17 protein-coding genes are annotated in these 18,405 nt (G+C 54.1%); 7 read left to right on the forward strand and 10 right to left on the reverse strand.

Annotated features, from left to right (window positions below):
* Window positions 1-147 precede the first annotated feature (147 nt).
* From Pla22_RS16240 to hpt, 4 genes are read right to left on the reverse strand one after another with little or no spacing between them, the layout of a single operon-like run.
* The gene (locus Pla22_RS16240; protein ID WP_146515875.1) at window positions 148-2,175 is read right to left on the reverse strand and encodes a hypothetical protein; all 2,028 of its coding nucleotides are present in this window, start codon (window positions 2,173-2,175) and stop codon (window positions 148-150) included.
* Window positions 2,160-3,269: a glycosyltransferase family 4 protein gene (locus tag Pla22_RS16245; protein ID WP_146515876.1), complete on the reverse strand. Its 1,110-nt coding sequence runs from the start codon at window positions 3,267-3,269 to the stop codon at window positions 2,160-2,162. Before Pla22_RS16245 ends, Pla22_RS16240 begins: the two co-directional genes overlap by 16 nt.
* Complete coding sequence (locus Pla22_RS16250) at window positions 3,266-4,621, reverse strand: glycosyltransferase family 4 protein (protein ID WP_146515877.1); 1,356 nt, start codon at window positions 4,619-4,621, stop codon at window positions 3,266-3,268. The genes Pla22_RS16245 and Pla22_RS16250 overlap by 4 nt, the downstream gene beginning before the upstream one ends.
* A gap of 56 nt (window positions 4,622-4,677) precedes the next feature.
* Complete coding sequence (gene hpt, locus Pla22_RS16255; protein ID WP_146515878.1) at window positions 4,678-5,283, reverse strand: hypoxanthine phosphoribosyltransferase; 606 nt, start codon at window positions 5,281-5,283, stop codon at window positions 4,678-4,680.
* A gap of 475 nt (window positions 5,284-5,758) precedes the next feature.
* Here hpt and Pla22_RS16260 point away from each other — a divergent pair, with 475 nt between their 5' ends.
* Window positions 5,759-6,133, forward strand: a complete 375-nt coding sequence (locus tag Pla22_RS16260; protein ID WP_146515879.1) for a hypothetical protein — start codon at window positions 5,759-5,761, stop codon at window positions 6,131-6,133.
* 11 nt (window positions 6,134-6,144) lie between these two features.
* Window positions 6,145-7,524, forward strand: coding sequence for a YhjD/YihY/BrkB family envelope integrity protein (locus tag Pla22_RS16265; RefSeq protein WP_146515880.1), 1,380 nt, complete (start codon window positions 6,145-6,147; stop codon window positions 7,522-7,524).
* 172 nt (window positions 7,525-7,696) lie between these two features.
* Here Pla22_RS16265 and Pla22_RS16270 read toward each other — a convergent pair whose 3' ends face one another.
* Window positions 7,697-8,629 carry a DUF6655 family protein gene (locus tag Pla22_RS16270; RefSeq protein WP_242632098.1) on the reverse strand — a complete coding sequence of 311 codons (933 nt, stop codon included), beginning with the start codon at window positions 8,627-8,629 and terminating at the stop codon, window positions 7,697-7,699.
* A 279-nt stretch (window positions 8,630-8,908) separates the two neighbouring features.
* The gene (locus Pla22_RS16275) at window positions 8,909-9,220 is read right to left on the reverse strand and encodes a hypothetical protein (RefSeq protein ID WP_146515881.1); all 312 of its coding nucleotides are present in this window, start codon (window positions 9,218-9,220) and stop codon (window positions 8,909-8,911) included.
* 638 nt (window positions 9,221-9,858) lie between these two features.
* Here Pla22_RS16275 and Pla22_RS16280 point away from each other — a divergent pair.
* The 4 genes from Pla22_RS16280 to Pla22_RS16295 all read left to right on the forward strand — a co-directional run bounded on the left by Pla22_RS16280 (window position 9,859) and on the right by Pla22_RS16295 (window position 14,045).
* Complete coding sequence (locus Pla22_RS16280; protein WP_146515882.1) at window positions 9,859-11,427, forward strand: ABC transporter permease; 1,569 nt, start codon at window positions 9,859-9,861, stop codon at window positions 11,425-11,427.
* Between the two features lie 170 nt (window positions 11,428-11,597).
* Window positions 11,598-12,278 carry a DUF3467 domain-containing protein gene (locus Pla22_RS16285; protein WP_146515883.1) on the forward strand — a complete coding sequence of 227 codons (681 nt, stop codon included), beginning with the start codon at window positions 11,598-11,600 and terminating at the stop codon, window positions 12,276-12,278.
* A gap of 17 nt (window positions 12,279-12,295) precedes the next feature.
* Window positions 12,296-12,949 (forward strand): Maf family protein, encoded by a 654-nt coding sequence (locus Pla22_RS16290; protein WP_146515884.1) that lies wholly within the window; start codon window positions 12,296-12,298, stop codon window positions 12,947-12,949.
* 91 nt (window positions 12,950-13,040) lie between these two features.
* Window positions 13,041-14,045, forward strand: coding sequence for a DUF1573 domain-containing protein (locus Pla22_RS16295; protein WP_242632099.1), 1,005 nt, complete (start codon window positions 13,041-13,043; stop codon window positions 14,043-14,045).
* Window positions 14,046-14,264: 219 nt separating this feature from the next.
* On the opposite strand, the gene Pla22_RS16300 is transcribed toward Pla22_RS16295, so the two are convergent.
* From Pla22_RS16300 to Pla22_RS16315, 4 genes are read right to left on the reverse strand one after another with little or no spacing between them, the layout of a single operon-like run.
* Window positions 14,265-14,615 carry a histidine kinase gene (locus Pla22_RS16300; RefSeq protein ID WP_242632100.1) on the reverse strand — a complete coding sequence of 117 codons (351 nt, stop codon included), beginning with the start codon at window positions 14,613-14,615 and terminating at the stop codon, window positions 14,265-14,267.
* A complete protein-coding gene (locus Pla22_RS16305; RefSeq protein ID WP_146515885.1) occupies window positions 14,612-15,460 on the reverse strand; it encodes a sugar phosphate isomerase/epimerase family protein in 849 nt (282 codons plus the stop codon). Before Pla22_RS16305 ends, Pla22_RS16300 begins: the two co-directional genes overlap by 4 nt.
* A gap of 60 nt (window positions 15,461-15,520) precedes the next feature.
* Window positions 15,521-16,195 carry a hypothetical protein gene (locus Pla22_RS16310; protein WP_146515886.1) on the reverse strand — a complete coding sequence of 225 codons (675 nt, stop codon included), beginning with the start codon at window positions 16,193-16,195 and terminating at the stop codon, window positions 15,521-15,523.
* A 35-nt stretch (window positions 16,196-16,230) separates the two neighbouring features.
* The gene (locus tag Pla22_RS16315; RefSeq protein ID WP_146515887.1) at window positions 16,231-17,724 is read right to left on the reverse strand and encodes a lipopolysaccharide biosynthesis protein; all 1,494 of its coding nucleotides are present in this window, start codon (window positions 17,722-17,724) and stop codon (window positions 16,231-16,233) included.
* A gap of 306 nt (window positions 17,725-18,030) precedes the next feature.
* Here Pla22_RS16315 and Pla22_RS16320 point away from each other — a divergent pair, with 306 nt between their 5' ends.
* The gene (locus Pla22_RS16320) at window positions 18,031-18,405 is read left to right on the forward strand and encodes a DUF3127 domain-containing protein (protein WP_146515888.1); all 375 of its coding nucleotides are present in this window, start codon (window positions 18,031-18,033) and stop codon (window positions 18,403-18,405) included.

An 18,405-nucleotide genomic window follows, 5' to 3' on the forward strand; every position in this document is an offset into this window, starting at 1 on the left:
ATATACACGGTAACCGTGTGCTGCGCCGGAGATCCTAAATTGACACGCCAACAGCGATTGCTCACAAAACACATCACTCAGCGAAGATTGAGCCGCTTTTCATTCTTGGGTCATATCAGTTGCCTAGATCTTCCCTATTGGAAGCAGTTACTGTGCAACCGGGCGACCTTGAACCGGTTTGCCATCGACGGTCGCGACCGCCCGCAGCCTCAGTGGTCCGCTGCCAAGCGTTGCGCGATCGAGCGTGATCGTTCCCTGATCGCCTTGGATGGTGCCTAACGATTCGACGTGGTGAAACAACTCGATCGTTTGTGCTCCATCGCATCGGAGCGTTGCGATGGAATCTTCGACGTCGATGGTTGGAATATGCGGCGGATCGCCGATCGTCACCCACCGTTGTATGGACCGTCGGGGCGCCAGTGCCGATTGGCCCACCAATGTCACGCGAGCCTCGATATAGCCCGCCGGTGCACCTCGAAGATCCACCGCGACGGAATACTTTGGCGGCGCGATCTGCATGAGCCGCCCGTCGACGTAATATTCCAATGCCTTGGCGCGTTGCTCTGCCACTCCGATGGCGCTGGGACGGCAACTGACAACGAAACGGTCGCTCATGTCGCTGTCGTTTATTTCCACGACGTCACTCGGTGCTACCAAGAAGGGTGCCGCGAGCGGATCACCGACAATCAAGGTTTGGTAGGGCGATTGAAGCGATAGGTAGAACGATTCGATTGCGGTCGCGCCCATTGCGTAGTAGCCGTACAACATTGGTGTCGGGAACTTCGTGGGTAGCGTGTACGGTTCATCCACAGGACCGCAACTCATCACTGCTCCCACATGTAAGAACTCGGTAATCTTCGTTTGACTGGCGGTCTTGAACGCAGCGCTATAGCTGGTCAAGTTTTCGGCGATGGCACCTTCAGCAAACTTCCACGATCGTGTCGCGACTGGAATATTCGCACTTCCAAACATTACACCGACGCAAGTCATGCCTGGTTTTGGCTGTTGCGATGCCACAATCTGAGCGTCTTGTTGGAGGCTTTTCAGAAGTAAAACGCCGCTGCCGAATAAGGGAAACCGCGTCGTTGATCGAACGTTACGGGTTTTCGAAAACACGAACGTTCCCTGCGGGAATGTTTCATCTACCTTCGAAGCGCGATCGAGAACCTGGATCACTTGATCGACGGTGCTGGCATGTTCATGGACAACGCCCAGCATGCAAGACGGAAGATAGTTGATTCCAGAATTTGTGTCCGCGGTGGGCCAACCGGCCGGCGACCAGGGGGTCGAACTATTCGCACCAAACGGAAACTGCGAGACGTTCGGCAGTTCGGAAAGCGATTCCATCGCCTTCGAAACATCACTCCGCGTTAGCAACTTCGCAAGTGCTTCGTCTTGACGGATAAACTTTGCAGACTGCCAACCTGCGGTGACCGCTTGAAGAAGAGATTTCGCAGCGGAATCGAGGTCGCCTTCGCGCGCAAACGACTGGGCGGCTCGGATCGAAAAAGGTGCGTGGGCGGGAAAGAGTCGTGACAGCTCAGCAAACTGCTTGGCCGATCTTTCGTAGTTCTCGTCCTTCCACGTCTTCTCGGAAACGTCGAATTTCTTGCGGTCCTCCTCCTTCAAAAACGGATTCATGAAATCGCGTTCAAAACTTCCGCGAGCGTAGAAGTTCGAAACCAATCCTAGGTACGACGGATTGTCCGACATCACAAACCGATAGAGATACGTCAGTCCAGTGATCGATCCTCGGGGACGCTGATACTTTTTCAGCATCGGGTCGGTCAGCAAAGCAGTATGCTCGGGGATCTTCACCGTGGTGGGAAATCCGACCGAGTAAGCGATCACTTGAGTTTGACGCGAGAGCTTTCGTTGATCGACTTCGGCAAGCAGCGGTTTCAAAATCTTGTCTTTGAACTCGGTTAAGCTGCAAAACAAACCTTCGGGAATGTCTCGCAACACAACGACGTTCACGGAAGGGATCTGACGCAGTTGAGCGTAATGGTTAGCGACGGTGCGAGAATCTTCGCTGTCACCATTGACCACCAGGATCACATTTTCACTGCTTACGCCCGCCCGTGCGAGAGTCGTCATCGAGCATGCCAACAACACAACGGTAAGCAGTTGTCCAAACGCGGTGACGATGTCTCGGATATTCAACGGCTTTGGCATCTTTGATAGAGTTCGACGTGGCCTTGGATCATCTTTTCAATCGTAAACTCGCGGTCAATCCGTTCGCGAGCTGCGTCGCTCATGCTGCGGGCCAATTCGGCAGATCCCAGTATCGCATGGGTTTGCCGAGCAAAGTCGGCAGTGTCGCCAAGTTCGACCAGAAAACCCGTTACGCCATCAACCACCAAGTCACGGTTGCCAGCGATGTCGCTAGTGACGACGGGTACACCAGCCTGCATGGCTTCGATCAACGAATTGCTTTGCCCCTCGTATTCGCTGCCGATCCAAAACACATCGGCGTGCTGCAATATCTCGGCCACGTCGTCTCGATGTCCGGCAAAACGCACATGCTGTGGGATCGAAACCGAGTCGCGATAACGCATCAACTCGTTCGATTGAGGGCCGTCGCCGATGATCACCAGCGTGGTGTCATTCCGCAATGTCGCCACCAATTCAGCCGCCCAAATCAAGTCGCGATAACGTTTTTGAGGCCACAGCCGACCGACGGCGACGATAAGCTTGCGAGCCGGGTCCACCTGAAGCCGTTCGCAGATTTCGCTTCGCGATGCAAAGCTCTCCACCGATCCAGCCGATGCGATTCCATTCGGAATTACTTTGAACAAGTCACCGGGGATGCCGCGCTGTTGGTAGAAATCCTTTACACCGTTGCTGTTAGTGGTGATAGCAGCGGACCGCTTGGCGAGCCAACGGTCAATAATGAACTGCCAGTTCGTCTTCCAGGGATCGACGCATCGCTCACTCGCGATGATCGTTTTGACGTTCGCCATCAACGCGGCCATCCGGCCAAAGCTATTCGCGGCAAAAAGGTAGGTGTGCACGATATCCGGGTTTAGTCGCAACAGTTCCTTTCGCAAACGAAAAAGCGCGGTCGGATCAGCTTTGAATCGTTTTCCAATCAAGGTCACCGGAATGTCATCGTCGCGCAGCGTTTGCGAAAGCGGTCCGTCTCTGGTGAGTAAAAAGACGTGGGGATCGAATTGATCGCGTGGTAAATGGCGAGCCAACAAGCAAAGCTGTTTCTCAGCTCCGCCACGATCCATCGTGGGGATGACCCAGGCAATTTTGGTTTTCATCCACCTGTCCCGCTAGAGCTTTGGCTGGTCGGAACCGATGTTTGCTTTTCAGCTACGGAAGCGTCGTTGCCTCGATGACTTCCCACCAGACTTCGAATCAGCGCGGCGTACTGATCAAGTGCTTGGGAATCAGGTTGCCAACGCAGCAGGCCCATTCGCAAACGCCGAGCTTTCTCGGCAGCTTCGTTCATATCCGCCATCACCAATTGGATGGTTTTTCGCAACGAGGATTCTTTGGCGGGATCGTACCAGTGGATTAGATCGGACAATGAAGTCACGGAATCGTTAGGCTCGCTAATTGCGGAAGGCGCGACGGCGTTGCGAATGTTCTCGATGTCCGCGGCAACGATCGGTAACTCAGCGGCGATAGCTTGCGGCAAGAAGTAGTCGAGGCCATCGTTGCCAGTTTGAACGTATAAATTGCCTGCCGCAAAGACATCATCAAGCGATGAAAACGATCCCGGCATCGCGATGTTAGCTCGAACACCATCGCCACGAAGCGTCGTGAAGATGCGATCTCGTTCTGGACCATCGCCGATCATCCAAACCCGGGTGTCAGGATCGCGAGAGATCAGCAATCTTGCCGCTTGGACCAATTGATCAATGCCGCTGGTCGTGTTCATTCTCGCATGGCACAACACAACGGGCGTTGTGGGAGACGTCGTCAGGTCCGAGTTGACGCTTGCGAGGGTTTGGCGTGCTTGTGAACGTTGGTTCGCTGAATAATCGTTGCCAGCGGGAAACGAAATGGCAACGCGATGGATCTTCTTCGCATCGTATTGGCATCCCAGCAGCGCGCGTTGATCTTTGGGGCTTTTCACGATAATCGCGTCCGCCATTCTTCCTATCGCTTCGCATCGTTTGGATGCACGATTGTGCTTCCACCAATCCGCGTCGCTCAACCCGCATTCGTTACCCAATCGCAAAATCACTTTACAGCGTTTTCCACGACAGGCTTCGACCGCCGCAATCGCCTCCTCGCGGATCGAGTCGGCGAAGATGACATCGAAGGAATCAGCTTGTGATCTCAACCACTGAGTCAATTGGCGAGTGTAACGACTTGCTGTCCAGTCGCCCTTGGGTGTCATCACGGGGCGGTGCACACGGATGTCGTGCAGTTGAAATTGCTGAGTCCATGACGAAGCCGATTTTGGCGTAACGACTTCCACATGCATCCCGATGCGCGACAGGCCGGTTGCTAATTTGACAAGATAGTTTGCGGAGTCGTTACCCACTAACGGCCAAAACCTTCGGCCCAGCATCAAGACTCGTAATCGGCTGCCACCACGAAACGGTTCATCCTGTTGGACCGGTTGTCGCGGTGAGCGTTCGTGTCCTAAATCTGAAGTCATCGAACAGTGAAAAGACGTTGGCAGAAGTGTTAATCAGCGTAGGTCGGGGCTTTAGTCTACTCGCCGTCGCTGGACTCACCACCAGCAATCATGTCACTTGCCTCTTCTGCGATCATCTCACCGCGGGCGTGCGCGGCCGTTTCCAGGATCTCACGCGGTTCAAGGATAGCTAGGTACGGTAGGTTGCGATGCATGTCCATGTAGTCGAGTCCATAACCGACGACAAACTCATCGGGAATCTTGAAGGCGACAAAGTCGGGGCGCATCTTAGTGACGTGCTCGCGTTGCTTATGCAATAAGACTGCTGTTTTGACCGACGTTGCACCAAACTCAAGCATCATGCCGCTGAGTCGATCGAGTGTCTTTCCTGTGTCGAAGATGTCATCCACCAAAAGCACATCGCGTCCTTTGACGTCGATCATCATTTCGGCATCGACCGATAAGTCGCCGCTGCTGGTGCCACCGCGATAGCTAGAGGCTCGAATCACCCCGACGCGTTGGGGCATGGAAAGGCGGCGGATCAGATCGGCGAATAGGACCAATGACCCGGTCATAATCGCGATCACGGTAAGCGGACGGTCGCTTCCGTAGTACTGGTCGATTTCGCCGGCAAGTTGATTGACGCCGGTCGTCAGTTCGTCTTCGCTGAGTAGTGTTCGCATTGAAAGCAATTCCTTGGCTGGGGAAAGCAAAGTAGAACGAAAATCGCCGCGTTTGCAGAGATGGCGGGCCGATATTGGCCAAATTAGAGCGCAACGGTGGCCAATTGTGGCGGGAATCACGAATCGCGAAGGATTAACGATCTTTTAGAAACGAGAGATTCGTGCAGTTGGCTCTCGGCGTGCCGATCCCATTCGATCCAAGGTCCACGCGATCAACGGGGGACTCGCTCGTGAGTTCTCGCACCTAAGTACTCGGACTTAAGTACTCGGACTTAAGTACTCTCACACTGTCGAGATGCGGGCTGTTTTGGGGATGCCGCTGGGGACTTAGGAGGGTTACGGGACTCTTGCGCGTTGCGGCGTCTGTCGGTGCCGCCTTAATTGAGTCGAATTTAGCGGTCGTTTGCGTCGAAACCAATCCTTGGCGGTCCAACTTCCTGATCGCCGTTTCGTACAACCTCGTCTTAGTCGCCGCATGACCAATTCTCAACGTTTGGCTACTGTTCGTGCCGCCCTGACCGCCTGGATTTTGAACCATGGCGACTTGGACGATCAAGAATCGGTCGGTGAGATCATCAACGAGTCCATACTGATTCGCGATGAATTCTATTGCGGTCGGCGATTTCGCACGGACACCCACCGGGCGGTGTGGTTCATTGAGGAAGATCAGCTTAAGATCTACCAAACCGACGATACGTTGTGTGCGACGCTTGGCAGTGAAGAGATCACGTCGATGGCCGAATTGGCCGACGACATCAACGACATGCCAAACGTTATTCGGATGCCGCAACCGATGGAAAACTCGCCATCGACTAACGAGGATGAGGCGTCGGAACGTAAAGCCGCTTAAGCACGCCAGCTATGAACCGAGGCCAATCCTTCATTCGCTATTCACGCGAATTGGCCAGCCTTGTTTACCGACAGTTCGTTCGCCATCACGCCGACGGCATGGCAGCGGAACTTGCCTACCGTACGATCTTTTCACTCGTGCCGGTCGCCGTCTTGGCTTTGATTGTGATTCGCGTCGTGGGTGGACTCGAGGAAGTCACGACTTCGCTTGAAGACCAACTCTATTCGTTCTTCGGTGTTCCCGATGTGCCGGAAGACTACTCTGGCGTTAGCGACGCGATCGGTGACGAAGGAACCCGTGCCAGCATTCGTCGCACGCTGAGCGACCTGACTCACAAGGTTGCCGCGATCGACGTGCGTTCGCTGGGTGTGTTAAGCCTGGCGCTGTTGATCTATGCCGCGATCGGTTTGACCAATTCGGCCGAGAAAGTCTTCAATCGTATCTACGACGCTCCGTCGCACCGGCCCTTTCACATTCGATTAGCGATCCATTGGTCGATCATCACTTTAGGCAGTGGGCTATTGATCGCAAGCCTATCGTTCACAGCTCGCATTCTCGACTGGGCTTCTAAGGACAGTTGGATCCAGGGTTTAACCGATGGGTCATCGCCTGCGTTTTTGATCAGTCACGCGTTATCAGTGCTAGCTAGTTTTGTGTTGCTGTTCCTGCTGTACAGCCTGATGCCAAATACGAAGGTATCGCTTCCCGCTGCTGCGGTGGGTGCGTCGCTAGCATCCGTCTTATGGGAAGGTGCGAAGTTCGGCTTTCAAATCTACGTTGCCAAAGCGGTTCCCTATTCCGCCATTTACGGATCGCTCGGTCTCATTCCGCTGTTCCTGTTTTGGATCTACCTGACATGGTTGATCGTTCTGCTGGGGCTGATCCTGACTTACACTCTGCAGATGATGGCCAATGGATTTTGGGGCAATTGGCGGGACGATACCGCAATCAATCGAAGGCTCTACGGCGTTGAGCATGACCCCGACTGGATGCTGCCCTTGATGACCGAAGTCATGCAGGAATTTGATCAGGGGAACACGATCACTACGGCGGATCTGTCCAAACGTCTTGGGATTACCGGACGTGTCGTTCACGCGATGTCAAAACGGTTGGTAGATGCGGACTTATTGCGCAAGGTCAGCGCCACCGAAGGTTCAGCCGAGGCATTTGTGCTCGCTCGACCTGCGGCTGAAATCACCGTCAATGAAGTTCTGAAGCAAGCCAACGATTCAAGCCAACCTTTCACTCATCAAGCATGGCGATTGCTTGCCAAAGGAAATGCATCAGGTCGCGAAGCAACGCTTGCAGATTTGTTCCATGAGATTTCAAACGCCGACGCAAGCTCGCATCAATCGCGTGACTTATCCAACCAGAGTGAAGGCCAAGCTTAGCCGCATGATTGCATCGCACGATGTGAATTGCGACGAAACTTATGATCTCGCTTGATGCGTTGAATGCGATCAAACGCGTAGTGATCGTGGGCCATGAAAACGGTGGCAAACGAAACTCGGTTTCGAAAGCGCGATCGAGTCGTCCTCACTTGGTTCAGCCAAAGTCGCTGATCTAGCGAACCAACGATTCAGTTGGCTTTTCAGCGATCGATTCGACGTCTGAGCCGCTCGTTGGTTGACTCGGTTTCGTGTCTTGAAGCTCGGCGATGGATTCATTTTCTGAGTCTGAACCGATCATTTCAATCGCATTTTCATCGAAGTGAAGGAGCGGCTCTCCTTCTTGAAACCGCGTGACGGCTGTGTAGTCAACCGGCGGCCGGTCGTACACGATCGCCGGAGATCCGGTTTGCTTTTTGCGATTGAAGCGAAGAGCACCACCGGCAAGTTTCGTCCGTTCGCGAATGGATCCGCCTTGGAACGGTCCGACACCGAGTACCCAGGTGTCTTTGGCGGTTGCGTTTGCTGGTTTGACTCCGGATTGCCAAACGGGCTCGCGAGTTTCGCGGTCGTACGCGAACGCCGCGACCTTTGCCGCTGCTTCTCTCGCTTCACGTCTGGCAAATGCGATCTCGGGAATCGTTGGTACAGCCGGCGCACCTGGAACGAGCGATATCACCGAACCCAGGCTTTTGTTTTCTGGAATGCCGAATGTGACTCGGTGGTCGTCGGTTCCGAGAGTTCCGATGCGAGCTTCGATGATTAGTTCAGCATCGTTGCTGCTGTCTTGAAGCAAGCAACCTGCCGCTGCAATCTGCTGACGCATCGCACTGGTGGTATAGTCCGCGTTAACGAAACTTTCGCCTTTGATCTGCCGCATGTAGCTCGTGTCAAGATAAACCTTTCGGCCGCTAAGCGGACGAAAGTCGATCGCTGCAATACTACGATCAACCGCATCGCTCATCACAAGCTGCGAGGTAGCGTTATATTCACGCGTTGTTCCACAACCGCCCGTCACCATAAGTGACAACCAAAGCGCCATAGCAATGGTCGGAAAAGCGATTGCGGAAAGCTTCGGAAAGATGGGCGGTACTGTTTCGTTTCTCATCAAGGCGGAAAAGGAGGTGGGCTAATGTCGAATGACTAACCCAGAGCTACCTAGAACTTGCAGTTGCCAGCAAGATCACTTCTGCCACCGTGTCGTGAAACTGGCGTCATCGCCAAGCCAAGACGCGCGTCCCCTGGATCGGAACGCTCGTGGACGCGTCTTGGAATGGACCATGACAACCTTCGTTTGATGTACCGAGCCAAGCTTTTTGGCCAGCGCGATCAAACGAAACAGTTCAAGTTCGTGTTGTCGTCTTGAAAGATGAAACGGATTTCAACTTCACGAAACGGCTTCTGCGATTTCTTCTTTCTTCCGTCGTGTGCGACGACGCGGCTTTGCGGATCCCCATTCCTTGGTGAGCGCTTCGAACACTTCGGGCGTTTCGTAACGAACAACGTTCTTGCCTTCGGGCATCGGGCCGATCAATCCACGAAAGATTGGCATTCCACGAAGAGCAAGATCGGTGCTGCAGTCGTCGGTACCGACTTGCAAGTAGGAATGGATGAGCGGGTCAGCAGTCGGGTAGTCGCGAATGATCAGGGAATTGTCTTTGCCACGAGTGACAATACGGAACGTATCTTTTTTGGCCATGGAAACCCTCGGGAAGGAAGTGGGTTTTGGGGGAAGGGAGGTGCTGGCAACGAAACGAGCGATCCACGTCCCATCAAATTCAGTCGCCAAAATGGGAAGGTGGCAACGGATGACCGGACGCGCAACGTGAGCCAATGATCGCGAAGGGAACAGTTCGGAGGGTTGGCGCGGAAACGTGCGAGAACGAATTGGGGGGATGATTCGTCAGGACCAGCACAGTTCTTCGCGACAACCCTCCGACTGTCTCTGCGACAATCACGAGGGGAGGGAGGCTCGAGCATTCCAAAAGGCTGTATGAAGGCTTCGATTGGAATGTTTCGTTGTCGAACAACACTGTCATCGTCGACATCTTGTCGCGATCACGAACAAACCTTGATTGCATAGCACCACGCGAGCGATGCCAACATTCGCTATACGTGGCGCTGATCGTCACAGGCGGTGCGCAGCGGAACCATGCATCTGCGAGGCGCAATTGCACTAACCAGACGGAAGCATGCGGCCGCGCGTTTCAACGGAAAATGTGAATGTTTTTCGAACTCTGGATTTGACTAACCAATCATCAGCGTTCTGCGAACGCAAAAGTTGGTATCCTAAACGAAGCCGATCGAACCGATGCCGTTGTCCTTGAGTTGCGTTATATGACTGCTGCTATTCCCACCGAATCAAAACTACTCCGTCGCATCGACGAGTTCTGTGAACTTGTTGGCGATAAGCTGAACCCGATTTTGGTCAAGGAAACGCGACAGGCGTTGAAGAGTCGCCAGTTCGTTATCACTTTTTCGATCTTACTCTTTGCGGCACTGGCGTGGACGATCATTGGTAGCCTGATGATGATGCCGCGAATCTATACGTCGCCATCAGCACCGCGAATGCTTATTGGCTACTACATCGTATTGGCGATTCCGATGTTGATGGTTGTCCCGCTTGCGGCCTATCGTTCGCTCGAAGGCGAGATTGACGACGGGACTCTCGAGTTACTTTCCATCACCGTGTTGAGCCCTTGGCAGATCGTGATTGGTAAACTCGCCAGCGCGGTTTTGCAGATGCTGCTTTATTTTGTTGCGTTGTTTCCCTGCGTTGCCTATGCGTACACGCTCAGGGGAGTCGATTTGCCGACCGTGCTGTTGATGGTCGCGGTATTGTTGGTTGCTGGTTTGCTGCTAACCGTTGTCGCCCTGTTTTTTGCGCCGCTCGCCCGCACGCGATCGGGTCGCATTGTTACCTTGCTGGCTGTGATGATGATTTTGCTTGGGGCGGAGTGGGGTTTAGCGGTCTTAGTGATCAACATGATCATGTATGGGAATCCGCTATCGTCCAGCGAGCTGTACTACGTCGTGCTCGCAAGTATCGCAATTCCGCTATCGTTGGGGCATTTGTTGCTTGCCACCACAGCGGCGCAGTTAACGCCCGATAGCGAGAACCGATCGACTCAGATTCGATGTTCAATGCTGATCGTGACGTCGGTCGCCCTGGGCCTATCGGCGTTAGCAATTTTGATGCTTGGTCGGTCCGGTTTTAGCGTTGCAGTGTTCATGTGTTTGACGCTTTCTGCGCTATGGACGGTGGCAGCGAGCATGATGTGCGCCGAGTCGCCGATTGTTACCCCGCGAGTTCGACGTGAATTGCCCAGCAGTTTCCTTTCGCGTGCAGCATTGACGTGGCTGACACCCGGGCCGGCGACTGGCCTGGTGTTTTCATCCACCGCCATCGTGGTTACGACCGCGTTTATCGTCGGCGGAATGATGGTGCTGCGCGACCAAGGCAACGGCGTTGGGATGGGACGCGAATTGAACGTGTTTCCGCGAATTTGCATCGCCTACTCAACTTACTTGATTGGTTTCTTAACAGCGGTCTATTGGGTCATCGCGCAAATTCGCCGTCGAAACCATCCCCGGGTCGAACTGGGGATCGCCGCGTTGATCGCGGTCGCCGTTTTGTCGGCTCTCATCCCGTATTCCATCGGTCTTCATTTCAATGACTACCGCGACTACCCGTATTCGATGTTTCAGATCACAAATTGGGCCTGGACCATTTCCGAGGTGGCTCGGACGAGTACGCGGATGGCATTGATGGTGCCGGTAGGTTTCTTCGTTACCTTGTCATTCATGGTTACCGTACTTTCGAATCCGAAGCTGGTATTTCCAAGACGAATTGCCATGCCCAAGCGAGTTCAACAAGAACTCGATGCGAACAAAGCAAGCCGGTGAAGCCAAACGGTAAAAGCAAGGCATTATTGTTCGATTGTTTCGTTTGGCCTGCTTCCAGCGAAACCGCTCGTCGATACTCAGTGACTCGCTGTACTTTGCATTTGGATGGCATCGCGTAGAATACGACCATGCCCCTCGATTCGCCCCCATTTCAGCCAAACTGAGCGTCCATGTCTTCTGAACAACCGCCCTTTCCTCCCGATGGCAACGACCCTCCGGGTGATTCATCGGGACCTGAATCCAACGACGGTGGATCGGCTGAACCGAATCAACAGTCTCAAAACCAGGCACTTCGTGCTCGCGTGCCTGATTCGATCGGTGATGGTTGTTTCAGCACCGGAGCGATTGTGATGACGGGGCCTAGCGAGTTCATCGTGGACTTTCTGCAAACGATTGGTCGGCCGCAGAAAGTGGTGAAGCGAGTGGTGATTCCGCACCCGGTGATGCCTCAGTTCATTGAGGCTTTGAATACCAACTTAGATTTGTACAAGACTCGATTTGGCGAACCCGCCACTCCGCCGGCTCAACCGCCCAATCAAGCTCGTCGTCCCACACCGCAAGAAATTTACGACGACTTAAAACTGCCCGACGACGAACTTAGTGGGTGCTACGCCAATGGTGTGATGATTGGCCATGGTGCGAGCGAGTTTGGCTTAGACTTCCTTACCAGCTTCTTTCCGCAATCGGCCGTCAGTGCACGCGTGTTCGTTGCTGCGGGACAGATCCCTCGTTTGCTCGAATCGCTACGCGGTGCCGTGAAGCAACTCGAACAGCGACGTCAGAATCCACCCGGCGGAAATCTTCCGCCACCAAGTTCGGATTCCGACCCGTCCAATCCAGACCAAGTTTGAACGCGATGTTGCCACTGATGAAGAACCTGCCCCGAGCTGTTTTGCCGACCGACGAGCCGATGATCTTGGCGAGCGGATCGCCTCGACGGGCTGAGTTATTGACCGCTGCCGGGTACGAGTTCACGGTGCAAGTGGCCAGCGACGAAGCGGAATGCGGAATGTGTTCCCGTGAAACCGCGCCTGAAATGGTTGCTCGCTACGCCTATCGAAAGGCTGCCGAGATTGTTATGAAGAGCGATCAGGGATTGATCGTAGCGGCCGACACGGTCGCCTCTTGCATGGGCCAGATTCTAGGCAAGCCTCGCGATGTGGCTCATGCGGAATCTATCCTGCGATTACTGTCCGGTCGCAAGCACGATGTCTACACCGGAATCTGCGTCTGGTCCGTGAAACAGTCAAAGTGCGTGGTCGAAGCCGTTCGGACCGAGTTGGTCATGGAAACGCTAAGCGAGGAAATGCTGGCAGAGCACCTCGACTCGATGCGTTGGGAAGGCAAGGCCGGCGCATTCGGTTTCCAGGACGGAAATGATTGGTTGCGGATCATTAACGGCGGCAGCGAAAGCAATGTCGTGGGGCTTCCCATGGAACGGTTGGCGGAATTACTGGAAAATTTCGACTCACTAGCCGAAAACGTTATTACCGGAGTGTCCGGACCTCCTGGGGCGATCTAAATAATCGTGCTAAGTTACCCAGGCCGCACAGGTTGACTGTGCGCTGCGTCCGCACGGCCAATTTCTTTCCTTCTAGTAACGGTGAGCCGAAATGTTGCGTCTTCAACAGCGGCCTTTGACAGGTTTTCTCGCGATCGCTATCGGATTCTTTGCCTTGAGTCCGGGCACCGCTAACGCCCAAAACTGGGCCGAGAAGATGTTCAAGGATACCACTCATGATTTTCGCATCGTGGGTCGTGGAACCAAGAGTGAATATCATTTCGAGCTGACCAACATCTACGAAGAAGACATCCACATCGCCGGAGTTCGGACGAGTTGCGGATGCACCACTCCGACGATCACCAAAGAAACGTTGAAGACCCACGAAACGGGCGCCATCGTCGCAACGTTCAACACCAACACGTTCATTGGCCAAAAGGCAGCAACGGTCACGGTGATCTTTGATCGACCGAGCTACGCCGAAGTGCAGTTGAAGGTCAGTGGTTTCATTCGAACGGATATCACGTTCGATCCACCAGAAGTTGATTTTGGGGATCTGCCTTCAGGCCGAACTGGTGAACGAGAAGTCGTGATCACTCATAGCGGCAACAGCAACTGGCAAATTCTTGATGTTCGAAGCCACTGCAGCAACCTGCGAGTGCGGTTGGATCCCGCTGAGCGTACGCCAGGGTTGGTCCGATATCGCATGTCGGTAAAAATGGACGAGAACATGGCCGAAGGCGATATTCACGAACGGTTGACTTTGATCAGCAACGACCGAAGTTTTCCCACGACTGAAATGTCGATCTCGGGTCACATTCGACCCACCGTCAGCGTGACTCCCAAGGCGGTGAGCATGGGATCGACGACTTCCGATGGCAAAGTTGAACAACGATTGGTGATCCGCGGCGAAGAACCGTTTGAAATCGACGATGTGCTTTGTGCCGATGAGCGTTTCACCTTCGAGGTCCCCGTCGGCAGCAAGAAGGTTCACTTCGTCAAAATGCGCTACAACGGCGATGGCACCACCGACCCCATTTCGCAAGAAGTTCGAATCGTCACGAACCTTCCCGGCAAGAAGTCAGCGTCCTGTATCGTGACCGGTTCGGTGCACTAAGAACGCGGCGGTAACGCTGATGCACTAGAGTCACAGCCTAAGAATGTTGGTACAGGTTTTCCGGTGCCATTATCAGCACCTGATGTTGGTAGGTTCGTTTTAAATTGGACGCACAAGTTCAGACTCGAGCAAGAGTCTGAACTCATATCGTCTTGGCACGGCAGGCGGTCGCGACAGGCTTAGTACTTTCGTTTTCCAGTTCTGATAAGCAGACGAGGTCTACGAGAACAGGCCTGATAATCCGGCGTCCAACTGGCCATTGGTCAGAACTCGCGGAATGCCAGCCTCACGGGCGGCTTTGAGTTTTTCCACTTGGACGTGCGGCCCGTACGCTATCAGCCTCGCGTCCGGGCACTCGTCGGCGCACTGCTTTGCAATCGTCGGAACCAATCCGTTTCGCGTGGATAAGTCCAAGATCACGAAGCGGATCGACGCGGTATTTTCCTTCGGAAGATTGCCACCGAAGTAGAACTCGTAGCCACCATTGGTTGCGGCTGATTTTACTTTCGAGGCAAAGAGCAGGTCACCGGACAAGAGAGCGACAACGCCTTGCGATTGCTCGTCCATCATGACTTACGCTTTTCAATCTCGCTCTTCATGAATTTCAGTCCGTTAGCGGCGAGCGTCAGTTCATCCTTGTACATGCGTCGCCAAATCATGGTTGCAGCGGCGATCTCGGGCAACGCCAGACCAAACGCCTCGATCACCAACCAACCGTCGTAACCACTTTCGGCGATAGCGTTGAAGTTGTCGTCCCAACGAACGATCCCCTCACCGGGCGTGCTACGATCGTTCTCACTGATGTGAATGTGGAACAGTTTATCGCCACCCGCATTGACCGCATCGGCAATGTTCTTTTCCTCGATGTTGCTGTGGAAGGTATCGTACATGATGCCGCATGCTGGATGATCGACATCGCGAACGAACCTTGCGCTATCAGCATGTGTGTTGAGCAAGTAGCACTCAAAACGATTCAAAGCCTCGACGCCCAACCGGACCCCAACTTTGCCGGCGTGCTCGGCGACTTCACGCATGCTGTCCACGCCCCACTTCCATTCGTCATCCGTTGGGCCAGCGCCACTGAACTTTCCGAGCGCGGAATGGTAAGGACCCACGAGCGTTTCCACACCCGCCGCGGCGCAGCAGTCGAGCGTCTTCTTGGTGAGTTCAACACCCTTCGCTCGAACCTTCGCATCAGGCGAAATCGGATTGTCGTCCTCACCGCGAATCGTTACTGCCGTTCGACCAAGTCCGATGGAATCGAGGCGCTTGCCCAGTGCCGCATAATCAAGGTCGAGGTTGAACATGGGAAGCTCAACGCCGTCATAGCCGATCTCTTTCAATGCCTCGCAAGTAGGCATCAGGGCGTCGGTGACTTCACCATTCCAAAGCAATAGGTTCATGCCGTATTTCATCGTCGGCGGTTCTCTTAGGGGTACGTGGTAGCGAAGAAAAAGATAGCCTGGAAGGCTTGATCAAAACTGGAACAACTGGCGGCCATCGGGCGGCGTCAACAGTCGTTGCATTCGTGATTCTACCAGCTTGTCGGTCCGCGCGATCCAGGGGAGCAGCGAATCGGGCAGAGGTTGCAATTTTACCCGTTTCATGACTTGGTTGAGCCGAAGCAGCATGCCTTCGGGTTCGGCGTAGTCATAAAGAAAAGCGACTTCGGCGAAACGTCCGATCAAGGGAGCCAACGCCATTGTGGGTTTGCCGGTGATGACGTTCACGCACCGCTCGATCTCACGCGCGTCGGCGTTCTCCACCGCCGAGTAATACTGCTCGCCGAAAGAGCGGTCGCGACGAATCCAAATCGAATCCAGCAGCATCTCAATCACGATGTGACCGACAAACATGGGACGAAAGCCAGTGTCGCCGGGTAATAGGTCGCGGAGCTCGACAGCGAGTTCCAAGTTCGTGTGAGTGAACGCCTCGGTGGAATGAAACCACCGGTCGTCGTCGATGTGCTTCATGATCCCCGCGGCGACATCTCGCAACTTTTGATCGTCCGAATCGAGATGCAAAGCGGCCATTTTACGTCGAGCGCGAACTTTGCGATCGACGGCGCTAAGCCAATCCGGCACCCCAGTGCAAATTGCAACAAGCGGGTTAGTTTCTAAGTAGGGCAGCGCGTGGCAAAGAAAATTCATCCGCGAAGCATAACAGATCGCGGATAAACTATCAGTTAGCCTGATACTGGCTTGCGCGAGGCCATCAATTGCGGAAGCCCATCAAGTAGTTCCGTGCACCAGGCACGTGTCTGCGAAAATCCAAGGCAAACGATGCCGACGAAAGCGATCGCAATGTAGGGATTAACGAGCAACGTCATCGGTAGCAGGGTCGCTACAAGCGATGTTCGATCAAACGGATATCCGTTGCGGCTCATCGCTAACCATAATCCTGCCAAAAGCACACCGTTGGAAATTAACGTTGCCAGCACGGCGCCGTGTAGTCCCAGGACGGGTAACAGCACCAAGTTCAGGATCACATTGAGTGCGAAGCCAACTCCCAATGCGAACGCCGCCCATTTGCCGCGTTCAACCACCCACAGGTACTCTTGCCCGACGGTGCCAATCGAAATCCATATTGCAAAAACGAACGTCATCGGCATCAAAGTCAAACCCGCAGAATAGCGATTTTGAAGCATCGTTTCGAAGAACCACGGCGATATCAGCAATGCAAAGGCTGCTCCCGCAGTAAACAGGGTCGACATTGCGAACAAAATGCGTTGCAGGCGAGCTCGTACTTCAGCTTTCTTGCCCGCTTCCCAATCGGCGGTCAAGTAAGGCAGCAGGACGCCACTAACCATCGTTGCTAAAGACACCAGCAACATCGGAATGATACGTCCGCTGTGGTACTGTCCTACGGCGGCTTGTGTGACTTCTTCGCCGCCCGGCATCAGGTGCAAGATCATGTAACGATCGGCCATGGCATACGTATTGGTCAATAAGTTCATCAGCCACAAGGCCACCGCGTAGGGCAACAATCGCCGCCACATGGTCGGTGGCTCAAACGCGTCTTCGCTATGTGGCAAACCGGCCCAGCCCGAAAGCAACGAATACAGACCCGGAAGCGAACCCAAGATTGTCGCGGCGACAAATGCGTAGACTAATCCCGTGATTGCTCCGCCCATGCCGAGCCACACTACCGCGATGACGGTGAACCCCACGCTCTGGACGAACTGCATCATCGATGCCACGCGAACTTGACGCAACGACGACACGAGCTGGTAGACGAAATTGAAACCGATCGTCACAACCACACCCGCCGCTACGCTGTAGATCAACGCCATGTTTCGCGTTTCTAGGAACACCAGCCATCCAAACCATTTTGGCGCCGCCAGTATCGCGGCCAGGGCCACGATGCCCAGCACCGTTGTGACGACAAGCAGTCGTTTGACGAAGGGGCGTAAGTGGCCTTGGGTCCGGTAGTGTTCGACATACCGAGGAAGCGATCCGGGGATTCCCAGCAACATGACCGGAGTGATCAGCGTGATGAAGTCGTACGCCATCGACCATTGGCCGACCACTGCATCGTCGAGCATTCGACAAAACCAAAGCCCTCGGAAGAAGCCTAGGCCGCGCTGGATGATCGTCATCACCAACATCACCATCATGCCGATGGCGAGCGAGTCGGCAACAAAGCTATCGTCGTTCTTAGAGAGTGGTTTCTGGGTCATGCCGTGAGCGAATGCGCTGAAAACTGCGAATGACGATTATTGATGAGTTCGTCCGCTCAAAAATGCTTCACAGTCCGTGACCGCTTGGCAACCAAATGCGTGGGCAGTGAACAAAATACCCGCTGCTAGCAAGGCTTTCCGGTTGTGCCGATTCTGCGACCTGATCGGAATTACCCGCGTTTCGTGCTACGGGTGGGGCAGTAAGAGCATCACAGACGGGTCTGTTCTACTTTCGTATGTGCAAGTGATCCGCTAGACTCCTGCACACCGAAAAACCTTCATCCCTCGCGATTGCATTTGATAGAAATGAGTGATTCAAAAGTTACTGGCATTGTCCACTTGATCGAAGAAACCAAGACCTACGGCGCGAAGGGTTTCCGCAAACGCGTGGTCGTGCTGGAACAGGACAAAGGAAGTTTCACCAACTACGTCCCCGTCGAGTTCACTCGCGATTCGTGTGACAGCGTTGACGACATGAATGTGGGCGATGAAGTCGAAGTCACCTATCGGCTCAACGGTCGTCGCTGGCAAAAAGATCCCGACAGCGAAGTGAAGTTCTTCCTGAACGCGGAAGCCATTGCGTTTCAAATTAAGGGTTCAAGCGGTGGAACGATGAACGAAACCGTTCGCGATGCCAACGATGCGTTCGCCGAAGCCGGCGACGACGAAGCGCCGTTCTAA

This window comes from Rubripirellula amarantea (assembly GCF_007859865.1).
GTDB lineage: Bacteria > Planctomycetota > Planctomycetia > Pirellulales > Pirellulaceae > Rubripirellula > Rubripirellula amarantea.

Excerpts from the sequence above, each read along its gene's own strand:
- Pla22_RS16240 (WP_146515875.1), bottom strand. The coding sequence starts at position 2,175 with ATGCCAAAGCCGTTGAATATCCGAGACATCGTCACCGCGTTTGGACAA.
- Pla22_RS16280 (WP_146515882.1), top strand. The coding sequence starts at position 9,859 with ATGACTGCTGCTATTCCCACCGAATCAAAACTACTCCGTCGCATCGAC.
- Pla22_RS16305 (WP_146515885.1), bottom strand. The coding sequence starts at position 15,460 with ATGAAATACGGCATGAACCTATTGCTTTGGAATGGTGAAGTCACCGAC.
- Pla22_RS16310 (WP_146515886.1), bottom strand. The coding sequence starts at position 16,195 with ATGAATTTTCTTTGCCACGCGCTGCCCTACTTAGAAACTAACCCGCTT.
- Pla22_RS16250 (WP_146515877.1), bottom strand. The coding sequence starts at position 4,621 with ATGACTTCAGATTTAGGACACGAACGCTCACCGCGACAACCGGTCCAA.
- Pla22_RS16275 (WP_146515881.1), bottom strand. The coding sequence starts at position 9,220 with ATGGCCAAAAAAGATACGTTCCGTATTGTCACTCGTGGCAAAGACAAT.
- Pla22_RS16285 (WP_146515883.1), top strand. The coding sequence starts at position 11,598 with ATGTCTTCTGAACAACCGCCCTTTCCTCCCGATGGCAACGACCCTCCG.
- Pla22_RS16290 (WP_146515884.1), top strand. The coding sequence starts at position 12,296 with ATGAAGAACCTGCCCCGAGCTGTTTTGCCGACCGACGAGCCGATGATC.
- Pla22_RS16320 (WP_146515888.1), top strand. The coding sequence starts at position 18,031 with ATGAGTGATTCAAAAGTTACTGGCATTGTCCACTTGATCGAAGAAACC.
- Pla22_RS16265 (WP_146515880.1), top strand. The coding sequence starts at position 6,145 with ATGAACCGAGGCCAATCCTTCATTCGCTATTCACGCGAATTGGCCAGC.
- Pla22_RS16315 (WP_146515887.1), bottom strand. The coding sequence starts at position 17,724 with ATGACCCAGAAACCACTCTCTAAGAACGACGATAGCTTTGTTGCCGAC.
- Pla22_RS16260 (WP_146515879.1), top strand. The coding sequence starts at position 5,759 with ATGACCAATTCTCAACGTTTGGCTACTGTTCGTGCCGCCCTGACCGCC.
- Pla22_RS16270 (WP_242632098.1), bottom strand. The coding sequence starts at position 8,629 with ATGAGAAACGAAACAGTACCGCCCATCTTTCCGAAGCTTTCCGCAATC.
- Pla22_RS16245 (WP_146515876.1), bottom strand. The coding sequence starts at position 3,269 with ATGAAAACCAAAATTGCCTGGGTCATCCCCACGATGGATCGTGGCGGA.
- Pla22_RS16300 (WP_242632100.1), bottom strand. The coding sequence starts at position 14,615 with ATGATGGACGAGCAATCGCAAGGCGTTGTCGCTCTCTTGTCCGGTGAC.
- Pla22_RS16295 (WP_242632099.1), top strand. The coding sequence starts at position 13,041 with ATGTTGCGTCTTCAACAGCGGCCTTTGACAGGTTTTCTCGCGATCGCT.
- hpt (WP_146515878.1), bottom strand. The coding sequence starts at position 5,283 with ATGCGAACACTACTCAGCGAAGACGAACTGACGACCGGCGTCAATCAA.